Origin of the sequence: Azoarcus sp. KH32C, from assembly GCF_000349945.1 — a bacterium.
In the GTDB taxonomy this organism is placed as follows: Bacteria; Pseudomonadota; Gammaproteobacteria; order Burkholderiales; family Rhodocyclaceae; genus Aromatoleum.
In genome coordinates, this window is sequence record NC_020516.1 from 3,947,010 (window position 1) to 3,960,616 (window position 13,607).

General features: G+C 62.2%; 14 protein-coding genes and 1 other RNA gene. 10 read left to right on the forward strand and 5 right to left on the reverse strand.

Annotation, left to right across the window (positions count from 1 at the left end; genetic code table 11):
* Nucleotides 1-5 precede the first annotated feature (5 nt).
* From AZKH_RS17640 to ssrA, 5 genes are all read left to right on the forward strand, one after another.
* A complete protein-coding gene (locus AZKH_RS17640) occupies nt 6-746 on the forward strand; it encodes an OmpA family protein (protein ID WP_015437148.1) in 741 nt (246 codons plus the stop codon).
* 63 nt (nt 747-809) lie between these two features.
* A complete protein-coding gene (locus tag AZKH_RS17645) occupies nt 810-2,129 on the forward strand; it encodes a TRZ/ATZ family hydrolase (RefSeq protein WP_015437149.1) in 1,320 nt (439 codons plus the stop codon).
* Between the two features lie 99 nt (nt 2,130-2,228).
* Entirely contained in the window at nt 2,229-2,969 is a 741-nt protein-coding gene (locus tag AZKH_RS17650) for an OmpA family protein (protein WP_015437150.1), read from the forward strand.
* A 113-nt stretch (nt 2,970-3,082) separates the two neighbouring features.
* Nucleotides 3,083-3,784, forward strand: a complete 702-nt coding sequence (gene ubiG / locus AZKH_RS17655; protein ID WP_015437151.1) for a bifunctional 2-polyprenyl-6-hydroxyphenol methylase/3-demethylubiquinol 3-O-methyltransferase UbiG — start codon at nt 3,083-3,085, stop codon at nt 3,782-3,784.
* Between the two features lie 59 nt (nt 3,785-3,843).
* Nucleotides 3,844-4,220: a transfer-messenger RNA gene (ssrA, locus tag AZKH_RS26595) on the forward strand.
* A gap of 52 nt (nt 4,221-4,272) precedes the next feature.
* Here ssrA and gloA read toward each other — a convergent pair.
* The 5 genes from gloA to ffh are packed head-to-tail and all read right to left on the reverse strand — an operon-like array spanning nt 4,273 to nt 8,339.
* A complete protein-coding gene (gene gloA / locus AZKH_RS17660; RefSeq protein WP_041656345.1) occupies nt 4,273-4,656 on the reverse strand; it encodes a lactoylglutathione lyase in 384 nt (127 codons plus the stop codon).
* A 12-nt stretch (nt 4,657-4,668) separates the two neighbouring features.
* On the reverse strand, nt 4,669-5,460 hold the full coding sequence (locus AZKH_RS17665) for a M48 family metallopeptidase (protein ID WP_015437153.1): 792 nt from the start codon (nt 5,458-5,460) through the stop codon (nt 4,669-4,671).
* A complete protein-coding gene (locus tag AZKH_RS17670; RefSeq protein WP_015437154.1) occupies nt 5,442-6,194 on the reverse strand; it encodes a molybdopterin-binding protein in 753 nt (250 codons plus the stop codon). The genes AZKH_RS17665 and AZKH_RS17670 overlap by 19 nt, the downstream gene beginning before the upstream one ends.
* Before the next feature lie 9 nt (nt 6,195-6,203).
* Nucleotides 6,204-6,965 (reverse strand): EI24 domain-containing protein, encoded by a 762-nt coding sequence (locus tag AZKH_RS17675; RefSeq protein WP_015437155.1) that lies wholly within the window; start codon nt 6,963-6,965, stop codon nt 6,204-6,206.
* A gap of 15 nt (nt 6,966-6,980) precedes the next feature.
* A complete protein-coding gene (gene ffh, locus AZKH_RS17680) occupies nt 6,981-8,339 on the reverse strand; it encodes a signal recognition particle protein (RefSeq protein ID WP_015437156.1) in 1,359 nt (452 codons plus the stop codon).
* Nucleotides 8,340-8,381: 42 nt separating this feature from the next.
* Here ffh and AZKH_RS17685 point away from each other — a divergent pair, with 42 nt between their 5' ends.
* The 5 genes from AZKH_RS17685 to AZKH_RS17705 all read left to right on the forward strand — a co-directional run bounded on the left by AZKH_RS17685 (nt 8,382) and on the right by AZKH_RS17705 (nt 13,601).
* Nucleotides 8,382-9,209 (forward strand): inner membrane protein YpjD, encoded by an 828-nt coding sequence (locus tag AZKH_RS17685; RefSeq protein WP_015437157.1) that lies wholly within the window; start codon nt 8,382-8,384, stop codon nt 9,207-9,209.
* Nucleotides 9,210-9,331: 122 nt separating this feature from the next.
* Nucleotides 9,332-11,050, forward strand: coding sequence for a type IV-A pilus assembly ATPase PilB (pilB, locus tag AZKH_RS17690; protein WP_015437158.1), 1,719 nt, complete (start codon nt 9,332-9,334; stop codon nt 11,048-11,050).
* A gap of 17 nt (nt 11,051-11,067) precedes the next feature.
* Nucleotides 11,068-12,303: a type II secretion system F family protein gene (locus AZKH_RS17695; protein ID WP_015437159.1), complete on the forward strand. Its 1,236-nt coding sequence runs from the start codon at nt 11,068-11,070 to the stop codon at nt 12,301-12,303.
* A 54-nt stretch (nt 12,304-12,357) separates the two neighbouring features.
* Entirely contained in the window at nt 12,358-13,209 is an 852-nt protein-coding gene (locus AZKH_RS17700; protein WP_015437161.1) for an A24 family peptidase, read from the forward strand.
* Nucleotides 13,210-13,337: 128 nt separating this feature from the next.
* Nucleotides 13,338-13,601, forward strand: coding sequence for an FmdB family zinc ribbon protein (locus tag AZKH_RS17705; protein WP_015437162.1), 264 nt, complete (start codon nt 13,338-13,340; stop codon nt 13,599-13,601).
* Nucleotides 13,602-13,607: the final 6 nt, after the last annotated feature.

Consider the following 13,607-nt stretch of genomic DNA (forward strand, 5'->3'; position numbering starts at 1 on the left):
GACTCATGAACCTTACGACGCTCCTGCGCCCGGCCGCCCTCGGCGCAGCGCTGTTCGCGGCCAGCTTCGCTGCCCAAGCCCAGATCAAGGACGTTATCGTCGACGGCAAGGGTGAAATCCCCTACGCCGTCGATGGCCGCAACGTCGTTGCGCGCAGCGGCGCCGGCCTGTGCTGGCGTACCGGCTATTGGACCCCGGCCGCTGCCGGCACGGCCATGGCCGGCAAGCTCCCGGTGGGCTGCGAGTGCGACAGCGACATCGTCGCAAAGGACAAGTGCGCACCGGCCGCTGCCGCTCCGACCGCAGCCCCCGCGCCGGCCCCGGCAGCCCCTGCCGCCGCCGCGCCGGCCGCTCCCGCTCCGACCGCGAAGAAGATCACCCTGTCGTCGAAGGCTCTGTTCGGATTCAATAAGGCCGTCCTGACGCCGCAGGGCAAGGCCGCGATCGACCGTGAAGTCCTCGCGCGTCTGCGCGAAGTCGGTCCGCTGCAATTGGTCACCGTCTCCGGCCATACCGACCGTCTCGGCTCCCAGCAATACAACCAGGCTCTCTCCGAGCGCCGTGCCAAAGCCGTCAAGGACTACCTCGTGACCAAGGGCGTGCCTGCGGACAAGATCGACGTCATCGGATACGGCAAGACCCAGCCGGTGCCCGGCGTCAAGTGCGACGACAAACTCGGCCGCAAGAAACTGATCGAATGCCTCGAACCGCATCGTCGCGTCGAGGTGGAAATCAAGGCCAGCTGAACGGCACGATAGTTTCACCGGACCCCGCGGAAGCGGGGTTTTTGCTTTCAGGAGCAAGCCACCGTGACTCAACCCGTCGACCTACTGATCAACGCGCGCTGGATCATCCCGATCGAACCGGCAAACATCGTTCTCGAACACCATTCGGTCGCCGTCCGCCAAGGACGGATCCTGGCGGTAATGCCCCAACACGAGGCCAACGGACAATTCGCCGCCGCACGGACCGTCGACCTGCCCGACCATGTCCTGATCCCGGGGCTGGTGAACCTGCATGGACACAGCGCAATGAGCCTCATGCGCGGCATTGCAGACGATCTGCCGCTGATGCGTTGGCTGCAGGAAGCCATCTGGCCGACCGAAGCGCGCCACGTGACAAGGCACTTCGTCCACGACGGCACCTTGCTTGCCGCGGCCGAAATGCTCCGCGGCGGCATCACAACCTGCAATGAAATGTATTTCTACCCGGATGCGGCTGCCGAAGCTTTCGAACGCGCCGGCATGCGCGCAGTGGTCGGCATCACGGTGCTCGACTTCCCGACCCCCTTCGCCTCCGACGCCGACGACTACCTGAGAAAGGGACTCGCTGCACGCGATCAATGGCGCCGCCATCCGCGCATCAGTTTCTCGCTCGCCCCTCATGCCCCCTATACAGTCGCGGACGCCAATCTGCAACGGGTAGCGAGCCTCGCTGCCGAGCTCGATACAATTATTCACATCCACGTCCATGAGACCGCTGGCGAGGTGCACGACTCGCTCGCGCAATATGGCGTGCGTCCGATCGCACGACTCGCTGCCCTCGGATTGCTCGGACACAACGTGGTCGCCGTCCACGCGGTTCATCTCGACGACTCGGACATCGAACTGCTGCGAAAACACGGCTGCAGCATCGCCCACTGCCCCAGCTCGAACATGAAGCTCGCCAGCGGCGCAGCGCCCGTCATGCGCGCCCTGGAAGCGGGCATCCCCGTCGGACTCGGAACCGACGGCGCCGCCAGCAATAACCGCCTGGACCTGTTCCAGGAAATGCGCCACGCCAGCCTGCTTGCCAAGGTCATTTCCGGCGACGCCACGGCGATTCCTGCACACACCGCATTGCACATGGCCACGCTCGCCGGCGCCCAGGCACTCGGACTTTCGGATCGCATCGGATCGATCGAGGTCGGCAAGGAAGCGGACCTGTGCGCCGTCGCACTCGACGCACTGGAGACCCGCCCATGCTTCGACCCGGCATCGCATTTGGTATATGTCGCAGGCCGGGAGCATGTTTCCCATGTCTGGGTCGGGGGCGAAATCCGCATGAACAAAGGCGCTCTGATGTTGCAATTTAACGACACTGATTTGCTTGGGCTTGCCGCGATGTGGCAGACTAAACTGAGTAACTGAACTGGATAAGCCGGATCGGCATTGGACCGGCAGCCCCCAGTCATGGAACACCATAGCTGACCGTTACCCATCATCGTCCAGCCAATTGACGAGGAAAATATGATCAAACAGAGCAAGAAGCAGATGTTCGCACTGGTGGCCGCTATCGCGTCGATCGGCCTGTCTGCCCCCAGCGTGTTCGCACAAGCCAAGGACGTCACGGTTGATGGCAAGGGCGAAGTCCCGTACGTCGTCGATGGCCGCAATGTCGTCGCCCGTAGCGGCGCCGGCCTGTGCTGGCGTACCGGTTACTGGAGCCCCGCGGCTGCCGGCACCACCATGGCTGGCAAGCTGCCGGTCGGTTGCGAATGCGACAGCGACATCATCCCGAAGGACAAGTGCCAGGTCGCCGCCGCTCCGGCCGCCGCGCCTGCTCCCGCCCCCGCTCCTGCTCCCGCTCCCGCCGCTGGACCGAAGCCCACCGCGGACAAGATCAAGCTGTCGGCCGACACGCTGTTCGACTTCGACAAGGCGATCCTGAAGCCCGAAGGCAAGAGCAAGCTCGACGACCTCGCCGCTCAGGCCAAGGGCATCAAGCTCGAAGTGATCCTGGCCGTCGGCCACACCGACCGCCTCGGCTCCGACTCCTACAACCAGAAGCTGTCCGAGCGTCGTGCCAACGCCGTCAAGACCTATCTGGTCAGCAAGGGCATCGAGCCGAACCGCATCTACACCGAAGGCAAGGGCGAGCGCCAGCCGGTTACCGGCAAGACCTGCTCCGACAAGCTGGCGCGCAAGAAGCTGATCGAATGCCTGCAGCCGGATCGTCGCGTTGAAATCGAGCTGGTCGGCACCAAGTAATTCCGCCTGACCGCACTCAGGGCCCTGCTTCGGCAGGGCTTTTTCATTTGTGGCGCCCTTTTCGTTTATGGCGTCTAATCCTGCGCTAATTCCGCCCTCCCGGAGACCGCACTATGAACACCAATGCCGATCCCGCCGAATTGCAGAAATTCAGCGACCTGGCACATCGCTGGTGGGACCCGACGTCCGAATTCAAGCCGCTGCACGAAATCAATCCGCTGCGTTTGCGCTGGATCGACCAGAAGGCATCATTGGCCGGCAAGCGTGTACTCGACATCGGCTGCGGCGGAGGGATCCTATCGGAAAGCATGGCTGCGCTCGGGGCAACGGTAACGGGCATCGACCTGTCCGAAAAGGCCCTCGGCGTCGCGCGACTGCATTTGTTCGAGTCCGGCCTGAAGGTCGATTACCAGCACACCAGCGCCGAAGCATTCGCCGCCCAGAACGCCGGCAGCTTTGACGTCGTCACCTGCATGGAAATGCTCGAACACGTCCCCGACCCCGCGAGCACAATCGCCGCTTGCGCGAAACTGGTCCGTCCGGGCGGTCATGTCTTCTTCTCGACCATCAACCGCAACTTCAAGGCCTATCTGTTTGCGGTGGTCGGCGCCGAATACATCCTCAAGCTCCTGCCTCGCGGCACGCACGAGTACGGCAAATTCATCAAACCGTCGGAGCTTGCGCGCTACGCTCGCGACGCGGGTCTCGAGACCACGGAACTGCTGGGAATGAGCTACAACCCCATCGCCAAGACCTACTCGCTGGGGCAGGACACCGACGTCAATTACCTCATGCACACCGTGGCGCCGATCTGATGTGCTAGACTGACACTTGAAATCTACCGATGGGTCTCCATATTGGTAGCAGTCTCACAGGGGCCGACCTGGCTTCGACGTGGGTCGCGAAGCAGTGCAGTGCATACCGAGGACCAGTCACCTCGTAAATCCATCTGGAAGTCAACAAACGCCAACGACGAACGTTTCGTTCTAGCCGCTTAATCCCGGTTAGCGCTGCACCGGCAGGTCTCTGGGCCGGGTGGTCTTAGCGCAAGCTAAGCCGCTGCAGTGTCATCTACAGAGACTCGCGAGTTGCGCCGGGTCACTTGGCGCGACAGCTAAAGGTAAGGTGACTCGCTCCTGTCCGGCCTGCCAACCGGCTAAGGCAGGGGTTAAATCAAATAGGTCGGCTAAGTATGTAGATCTGTCTGTAGAGGGCTTGCGGACGGGGGTTCGATTCCCCCCGGCTCCACCAACACATGAAGGCTCGACCACGGTCGAGCCTTTTTTCATTGCCCCGCCCCGGATCAGTTGCGCTGGATCAGCTCGATCTTGTATCCGTCGGGGTCCTCGGCGAACGCGATGACGGTATTTCCGTGCTTCATCGGCCCTGCCTCACGCACGATCTTTCCGCTCCGCGCCCGGATATCATCGCAGGCACGGTAGGCATCCGGAACAGCCAGCGCGATGTGGCCGAACGCATTTCCCATCTCGTAGGCCGTGACGCCCCAATTGTGCGTAAGCTCGATGACCGCCCCCTCGGACTCGTCCTGGTAGCCGATGAAGGCGAGCGTAAACTTCCCCTCCGGATAATCCTGGCGCCGCAGCAGGCGCATCCCCAGGACTTCGGTATAGAACGCGATCGAGCGATCCAGATCGCCAACTCGCAGCATTGTGTGAAGCAATCTCATCAGTCTCTCCTTTCAGTCCCCATCCACACTCCCCTCTCCGGCGACCCCGAATACCGGAAGCAGGGCCCCTGACGCCTTCAACTGGCTACGCGCGTCCCGCCATTGCGGATAGAGCCTTTCCACAACCGACCAGAAGCGCGGGGAGTGGTTCATCTCAAGAAGGTGCGCCACCTCATGGGCGACCACATAGTCGATCAGCAATGGCGGAAGATGGATCAGGCGCCAGTGCAGACGGATACCGCTGCGCGAACTGCAACTCCCCCAGCGCGTCCGCGCCGAAGACAAGCGCACCGCAGGAACCGGAAGCCCGAGACGAAAACAGTACTCGACCACCCGCTCGCCGAACCAGGGCAGCGCCCGCCGGCGCAAAGCCCGTGTGACATGCGCTGCAGCATCGCCGGCACGCGGAAGGTGCAATTCCTCGACGCCATCGACACCGAGCTTCCAACTGACCGACCTTCCCCCCGCACCGGTTCGTATCCGGCAATGCTCCCCGAAAACAGGAAGCATGGCTCCGTCCGCAATCGCGAATTCCCGGGGATCTCTGCGAGCCTCGTGCCGCACGAGCTTATCCAGCAACCAATCCTGATGCGAACGGATGAAAGCTTCGACATCCAGGTCCGCTGTCGGCCAGGGCACCCCGACTTTCACTCCGCGATGACTGACCTGCAGCCCGAGCGTACGGCGGTCGGAGCGGCGCAGCACGTACGCAACCTGCCGCCCGGCTAGGCAAATTTCCCGCCTCTCCTCGGACGCCAGTCCGGCGGCGGTGCGACGCCGCCGGGTCAGACCTTGTCCTGCCATTCGTAACCGCGCGCGTGCATCTCGTTCCGCACGAGTTCCATGGCCGCCGCGACGCGCGACGCCGGCCCTTTCACCCCCAGCTCGACCGAACGCCGCTCGCCCGGATGTTCGGCAACGGACGGCAGACTGAAGACGGCCAGCCCGGGATAGGCGACCTCAAGGGACTCCATCAGCTCGATCAACTTCCCCTCGTAGGCGTCCCACACCGTGACTGCCGCCTCGACATAGTCCTCGACATGATGGAGGTGCCGAAACCGCGTATCGAGCACTGCCTCCACCATCGGCCAAGCCATCACCGGGAATCCGGGCACGAAGAAATGATCACGGATGGCAAACCCGGGGATCTGATTGTAGGGGTTGGAAATGATTTCGCTGCCGGCCGGGAATGTGCCGAGCTGCAAACGATGCTCGGTGATCTCCGCGCCGAACTTCGCCCGTATGATCGCCTCGGCTTGCGGATGCAACACGACTTCTACCCCGAGCGCCAGGGCAGCCGATTGCCGCGTCCGGTCGTCGGGCGTGGCACCGATGCCGCCGAAGCAAAACACGACGTCGCCTGACCCGAAACTGTCCTTCAGGACTTCGATCAGACGCGCCTGATCGTCGCCGACATAGCGCGCCCACGCGAGCCGAAGCCCCCGCGCGCCCAGCATCTCGATCAGCTTCGCGAGATGTTTGTCCGAACGGCGCCCGGACAGAATTTCGTCGCCGACGATGACGGTGCCGAATGCCACCCGCCCCTCCTAGCGCGCTACGGGAACCGAATCGAGAATCGAGACGCCTCGCTCCGTCCGCTCCCGTCTCAGGGCTTCCAGCATGAAATGAACGAAGGCCAATCCGCAGAACGCCGGCGCCACCAGATTGATCACCGGGACGTAGGCAAGCAGCGCACAGCCCCCGCCAAGCAAGAGCATTGGCGACCGCAACGCGCGGGGCAACTTCGCGAGTTCCGCCTTGTCCGCATGGAGCATCAGTGCGTCATAACCGAAAGCGCGCTGATTGAGCCAGGCGGTGAGCACGACCGAGGCAACCAGACCGCCTCCGGGAATCAGCCACAAAGGCAGTGAAACCACCATCCCGACGAGAAAAATCACCCCGGCAAGGACTGCATTCCAGGCACTACCGAAATTCGAGCCACCTCGCCGCAACTCGAGATCCGCGTAATCGCGTCGCGAGACCTCCTCGAGCATCATCGGCAACGCGAACACGGCGACGATCAATGCCGCCGTGACATAGATCAGCGGGAACAAGGCCAGCGCCAGCGCCAACTTGATCAGGACCAGTACAACGCCGGCCCCCACCTCCGACGAGCTCAGCCACTCGCCCGCAAACGACCATCCCTGGATCCACCCCATGATGCCGTCGACCAAGGGCGACCAGGAGAACAACGCAATCACGGTCCACAATGCCATCGCGGCAAGGCTCGGCCATAGCAGGTGAACGAAGACGCCCTTACGACCAAGGCTTCGCAACGCTCGAGCGGAGGCAACCAGGATATCTCGCATGCTCGAATCCGACGACTAGCGCGTCATCCCGGGCAACATGCCCTTCATGCCGCGCATCATCTTCTGCAGCCCGCCTTTCGAGAACTGCTTCATGACCTTCTGAGTCTGCTCGAACTGGTTGAGCAGCCGGTTGACCTCTTGCACGGTGACCCCCGACCCCGCCGCGATACGACGCTTGCGGCTCGCCTTGATGAGCTCCGGCTTGGCACGCTCGAGCGGAGTCATCGAATTGATGATGCCCTCGATCCGCCCGATCGTCTTCTCCTCGACGCCGCCCTGCAGCTTGCCCGCCATCTGCGAGAACTGCGCCGGGAGCTTGTCCATCATCGAGGCGAGGCCACCCATCTTTCGCATCTGGGCGATCTGCTCCTTGAAATCGTTGAGGTCGAAGCCCTTGCCGGTCTTGAGCTTTTGCGCAAACTCCCGCGCTTTATCCTCATCGACGCCCCGGCGCGCCTCCTCCACCAGACCGAGGATGTCGCCCATGCCCAGGATACGGCTTGCCATCCGTTCGGGATGGAATTCCTCCAGCCCGGAGAGCTTCTCGCCGACCCCGGCGAACTTGAGCGGCTTGCCGGTCACGTGACGCACGGACAACGCCGCACCGCCGCGCGCATCACCGTCGAGCTTGGTCAGCACGATGCCGGTCAGCGGCAACGCTTCGTTGAAGGCGCGCGCCGTATTGACGGCATCCTGGCCGAGCATCGCATCGACGACGAACAGGGTCTCGACCGGATTGACGGCGGCATGGAGTAGCTTGATCTCCTCCATCATCGCCGCATCGATCGCCAGACGGCCGGCGGTATCGAGCAACACCACGTCGTAGTAGTGGCGACGGGCGTGATCCAGCGCCGCCAAGGCGATATCGACGGGCTTCTGGGTCGCCGCCGACGGGAAGAAGTCGATGCCTGCCTGGGCGGCAACGGTCTTCAACTGCTCGATTGCCGCAGGACGATAGACGTCGGCCGACACGGCCAACACCTTCTTCTTCATGCGTTCGTGCAGCAGCTTGCCCAGCTTGCCCGTGGTCGTGGTCTTGCCGGCGCCCTGCAGACCCGCCATCAGAATGACGGCCGGCGGCTGCGCGGCGAGGTTGAGGCCGGCATGCGAACCGCCCATCAGCGCCTTCAATTCGTCATACACTACGCCCACGAGCGCCTGGCCCGGCGTCAGCGATCCGACAACCTCCTGCCCGACCGCCTTTTCCTTGACGCGCGCAACGAAGTCCTTGACCACCGGCAAAGCCACGTCGGCTTCGAGCAGTGCAAGGCGCACCTCGCGCATCGCGTCCTGGATGTTGTCTTCGGTCAGCCGAGCCTGCCCACGCAGGGTCTTGACGACCTTGGACAGACGTTGTGTGAGATTGTCGAGCATATTGTCTGGGCCCCTCGCCCTTGGAGTAAACTGCAGGTAACTATGCAAACCATTCTACTTCATCTCCTAGCCGCCTCGCTCTACGCGGGGCTGGGTATCCATTTTTGGCGCAACATCGTCGCAGGTCGCAAGGGCAATCCACGGCAATCCATGTCGGTCGGCGAACGCATCACGATGCTGGGCGCGATCCTTGCGCACGGCTGGGCACTCCAAGAGGCACTCTTCCCGGGGGATGGCATGCGATTCGGCTTCGGTTTCGCCGTCTCCCTCGTAATCTGGCTTGCAGTCTGTTTCTACTGGATTGAAACCTTCTATGCGCGGCTCGAGGGGCTTCACGGGTTCGTCGTCACGGCGGGTGCCGGGGGCAGCCTCCTGCCGCTCATCTTCCCGGGCCAGCACGCACTCGCGAACGCGGGTTCCCCGGCCTTCCGCGCGCACTTCATCATTGCCATGCTGGCCTATAGCCTCTTCACCCTGGCCGCGCTCCACGCCATGCTGATGGCCATCGCAGAACGACAGTTGCACAGCGGAAGGCTGACGCGGACCTTCGCCAACCTGCCGCCCTTGCTAACAATGGAAACGCTGCTGTTCCGCCTGATCGGCATCGCATTCCTCCTGCTGACGCTCACGCTGAGTTCAGGCATCGTCTTTTCCGAATCGCTTTTCGGGCAGGCGTTCCGTCTCGATCACAAGACCGTCTTCGCGATCATCTCGTGGCTCCTGTTCGGCGCGCTTCTCGTTGGCCGCACAATATGGGGATGGCGCGGCCGCGTCGCCCTTCGGTGGACGCTGGCAGGGTTCACGACGCTCGTGCTCGCCTACGTGGGAAGCCGCTTTGTCATCGAAATCGTGCTCGGCCGGGCAACCTGAATGCCGGACGGGAAAAGCGGCGGCCTTCAGGGAACGATACTCCTCACAGTGAAGAGCCTCTACCCTTTACAAAGCATGGGCTTCATGTGCAAGATCGAATGTGAGTTAGTTAAGAGCGGGACATGGCAGCAAACCCTCAGACCGCACTGAGCGGCCTTGCACGAGCATTGGTTCAACACGGCCGCCTGTCGGAGGCGGATGCGGCGACGTGCACGACCAGCGCACCGGCGGTCCCCAACGGGTTCATTCTGGAGCTCGCGCAGCGCAAACTGATCACCACCAAGGAAGTCGCCTGGTTCGCCGCCGAAACCTTCGGCTACCCGCTACTTGATATCGCGGCTGTCGACCGCTCTTTCTTCCCGAAGGATGCCATCGATCGCAAGCTGATCAGCAAACATCAGATCATTGCGCTCGGCAAGCGTCAGAACCGCCTCACCGTTGCCGCCGCCGATCCGTCGAACATGCGGGCTCTCGACGAGATCCGGTTCCAAACGGGCATGCAAGTGGATCTGGTCATCGTCGAGGCCGACCGGCTCGCCCGCCTCGCCGAAGCGTTGTCCGAATCTGCCGCCGACACGCTGAAAGAGCTGACCGGCGAAGATTTCGACATGGACCTCCTGCAGGGGCAGGAGCCTGCGGCCGAAACGGCATCTGACGAAGGCTCGGCGGAAGTTGACGATGCGCCGGTCGTCAAATTCATTCAGAAAGTCCTGATCGATGCGATTAACGAAGGCGCATCCGACATCCACTTCGAGCCGTACGAGAAGTACTACCGCATCCGGGTTCGGACCGACGGCATCCTGCGCGAGATCGCGCAACCGCCGCTGGTGCTCAAGGAAAAGATTGCCGCGCGGATCAAGGTGATATCGCGGCTCGATATTTCGGAAAAGCGCGTCCCGCAAGACGGCCGGATGAAGCTGGTGCTGTCCAAGAGCAAGTCGATCGACTTTCGCGTTTCCACCTTGCCGACACTTCACGGCGAAAAGATCGTGATGCGTATTCTGGACGCCAACTCCGCGATGCTCGGCATCGATGCGCTGGGTTACGAGCCCGACCAGAAAAAGGTGCTCATGGATGCGATCGAACGCCCATACGGGATGGTTCTTGTCACCGGACCGACCGGTTCTGGCAAGACCGTTTCGCTCTACACCTGTCTCAATATCCTGAACAAGCCCGGGGTCAACATCTCGACGGCCGAGGATCCCGCAGAAATCAACCTGCCCGGCATCAACCAGGTCAACGTCAACGAAAAAGCCGGCCTCACGTTCGCGGCGTCTCTTCGTTCGTTTCTGCGCCAGGATCCGGACGTCATCATGGTGGGCGAAATCCGAGACCTGGAAACCGCCGAGATTTCCGTCAAGGCCGCGCAGACCGGCCACCTCGTCCTCTCGACGCTGCATACCAACGATGCGCCCACGACGCTGGAACGCCTCAAAAACATGGGCGTCGCGCCTTTCAACATTGCATCGTCCGTGATCATGATCACCGCGCAGCGACTTGCGCGCCGCCTGTGCACCTGCAAGCAACCGGTGGACATTCCCATCGAGGCCTTGCTGCAAGCCGGTTTCAGCGGCGACGAACTCGACGGCAGCTGGCGCCCCTATGGCCCGGTCGGCTGCGAACGATGCAAGGGGAGCGGCTACAAGGGCCGGCTCGGCATCTACCAGGTCATGCCGATCAGCGACGAGATCGCACATATCATCATGACGAACGGCAATTCGATCGACATTGCCGCACAAGCACAACGGGAAGGCGTCCGCGACCTGCGACAGTCCGGACTCCTGAAGGTCAAGCAGGGGGCCACTTCGCTTGAAGAAGTGCTCGCCACTACAAACGAATAAGGGAACAGCATCGACTCATGGCGACCACGACCCGAGGCAAGGTAGCCGCCGCCAGCGGCCCCAAGGAAGTCCTGTACGCATGGGAAGGACGGGACAAGACCGGCAAGCAGGTGCGCGGGGAAATGCGCGCGAGCGGGGAGTCCGTGGTTCAGGCCACGCTGCGACGCCAGGGCGTCCAGGTGTCCAAGGTCAAGAAGCAAAGCATGGCCCGCGGTCACAAGATCACCGACAAGGACATTGCGCTCTTTACCCGCCAGCTGGCGACCATGATGAAATCGGGCGTCCCGCTGCTGCAGGCCTTCGATATCGGCATCAAGGGTTCGAGCAATCCCAGTCTCGCGCGACTGCTGAATGACGTACGGACCGACGTGGAAACGGGCTCGAGCCTCTCGCAGGCCTTCAGCAAACACCCGCTCTATTTCGACAAGCTCTTCTGCAACCTCGTCGCGGCCGGCGAACAGGCCGGTATTCTGGATGGCCTGCTTGACCGCATCGCCACCTACAAGGAAAAGATCCTTGCGATCAAGAGCAAGATCAAGTCGGCGATGTTTTACCCGATCGCCGTCATCGTCGTTGCGGCGATTGTCGTGACGGTGATCATGTTGTTCGTGGTGCCTGAATTCAAGAAGGTTTTCCATAGCTTCGGCGCAGACCTTCCCGCTCCGACTCTGGTGGTCATTGCGATCTCGGACGCCTTCGTGTCGAACTGGTACATCGTATTCGGCGCACTCGTCGGCATCTTCATGGGGATCAGTGCAAGCTACAAACGCTCGAGTGCGATGCAGATTGCAGTTGACCGTATCGTGCTGCAGGCCCCGGTCGTCGGCGATATCATTCGCAAAGCAACGGTTGCGCGCTGGACGCGAACGCTGTCGACGATGTTCGCGGCAGGCGTCCCGCTGGTGGAAGCCCTCGAGTCCGTGGGCGGCGCCTCGGGCAACTACGTTTACCTGACTGCGACACGCCAGATTCAGACCGAGGTCAGCACCGGCACCAGTCTGACGGTCGCCATGCAGAACGCCGATGTGTTTCCGGGCATGGTGGTTCAGATGGTCTCGATCGGCGAAGAGTCTGGTCAGCTCGATTCGATGCTCGGAAAAGTCTCCGACTTCTATGAGCAGGAAGTCGACGACGCGGTCGCGGGGCTTTCGACGCTACTCGAACCCCTCATCATGGTGTTCCTCGGCGTCGTGATCGGCGGCCTGGTCGTCGCGATGTATCTGCCCATCTTCAAACTTGGCGAAGTGGTCTGAGCCTCCTTCAGCAGTTGCCCGGCAGACACCGGGCAGCGAACTCACGTACTCCTCATGTCCGAATTTCTGCGCGACCCCGTAGTATTCACCACGCTTGCCACCCTGCTCGGCCTGTTCGTCGGGAGTTTTCTCAATGTCGTGATTCACCGCCTTCCGAAAATGATGGAACGGGAGTGGCATGCCCAAGCGGCCGAATTGCGTGACGAGCCGATTCCCGAGCGCGAACCGTTCAACCTCGCCACCCCGCGCTCGCGCTGCCCACACTGCGGTCATCAGATCACCGCGCTGGAAAACATCCCCGTCGTGAGCTACCTGATCCTGCGCGGGCGCTGCAGTCACTGTGCCGCGTCCATCAGCCGGCGTTATCCGATCGTGGAAGTGCTGACGGCAGGCCTTACGGGCTATGCGGCCTGGCACTTCGGCTATGGAGCGGCGGCTCTTGGTGCCTTCTGTTTCGTCTGGGCCATGGTCGCAATGACCTTCATCGATCTGGACACCCAACTGCTCCCCGACTCGCTGACCCTGCCCTTGCTATGGCTGGGCCTCGCCCTCAATCTCGGCAGCACCTACGTGGAGCTGTCGAACGCGGTAATCGGCGCCATGGCAGGTTATCTCTCGCTGTGGTCGGTCTTCTGGCTCTTCAAGCTCACCACCGGCAAGGAAGGCATGGGCTATGGGGACTTCAAGCTGCTCGCGGCCGTCGGCGCGTGGCTGGGCTGGCAGATGCTGCCGCTGACCATCCTGTTTTCGTCCCTCGTGGGGGCCCTTGCCGGCATCGGACTGATCGCGTTCGCGCGTCACGGGCGGAATGTACCGATTCCATTCGGCCCCTACCTTGCCGCTGCGGGCGTGCTTGCGCTCTTCTGGGGCAAGCGGATCACGGACTTGTACCTGGCGACATTCTGACGCTCACGGCTTCTTGAAGCGGCGCATCAGCATCCCCATTTAAAGCACGGCGCCCGCGTCGGGCGCCCCAGACTTCTCCCTGATGCTGCATTGCGTTAGACTCGCAAGCTTGGTTTCCGGAGGTTGCCATGCCCATTTACGAATATCGTTGCAATAGCTGCGGGTTCCAGAAGGAACACATCCAGAAGATGAGCGATGATCCGCTCAAGACCTGTCCGTCGTGCAACGCAGACACTTATCAGAAACAGCTGTCGGCTGCCGGTTTCCAATTGAAGGGCACCGGCTGGTATGCCACCGACTTCAAGGGTGGCAGCTCATCGGCCCCCAAACCGTCCGAGGCGGCGGCAGCTCCCGCCGGATGCGGCGGCGCTTGCGCCTGTCATCCGAGCTAAGGGCAA

Excerpts from the sequence above, each read along its gene's own strand:
- AZKH_RS17685 (WP_015437157.1), top strand. The coding sequence starts at position 8,382 with ATGCAAACCATTCTACTTCATCTCCTAGCCGCCTCGCTCTACGCGGGG.
- ubiG (WP_015437151.1), top strand. The coding sequence starts at position 3,083 with ATGAACACCAATGCCGATCCCGCCGAATTGCAGAAATTCAGCGACCTG.
- pilB (WP_015437158.1), top strand. The coding sequence starts at position 9,332 with ATGGCAGCAAACCCTCAGACCGCACTGAGCGGCCTTGCACGAGCATTG.
- AZKH_RS17700 (WP_015437161.1), top strand. The coding sequence starts at position 12,358 with ATGTCCGAATTTCTGCGCGACCCCGTAGTATTCACCACGCTTGCCACC.
- AZKH_RS17695 (WP_015437159.1), top strand. The coding sequence starts at position 11,068 with ATGGCGACCACGACCCGAGGCAAGGTAGCCGCCGCCAGCGGCCCCAAG.
- ffh (WP_015437156.1), bottom strand. The coding sequence starts at position 8,339 with ATGCTCGACAATCTCACACAACGTCTGTCCAAGGTCGTCAAGACCCTG.
- AZKH_RS17640 (WP_015437148.1), top strand. The coding sequence starts at position 6 with ATGAACCTTACGACGCTCCTGCGCCCGGCCGCCCTCGGCGCAGCGCTG.
- AZKH_RS17705 (WP_015437162.1), top strand. The coding sequence starts at position 13,338 with ATGCCCATTTACGAATATCGTTGCAATAGCTGCGGGTTCCAGAAGGAA.
- AZKH_RS17675 (WP_015437155.1), bottom strand. The coding sequence starts at position 6,965 with ATGCGAGATATCCTGGTTGCCTCCGCTCGAGCGTTGCGAAGCCTTGGT.
- gloA (WP_041656345.1), bottom strand. The coding sequence starts at position 4,656 with ATGAGATTGCTTCACACAATGCTGCGAGTTGGCGATCTGGATCGCTCG.
- AZKH_RS17650 (WP_015437150.1), top strand. The coding sequence starts at position 2,229 with ATGATCAAACAGAGCAAGAAGCAGATGTTCGCACTGGTGGCCGCTATC.
- AZKH_RS17665 (WP_015437153.1), bottom strand. The coding sequence starts at position 5,460 with ATGGCAGGACAAGGTCTGACCCGGCGGCGTCGCACCGCCGCCGGACTG.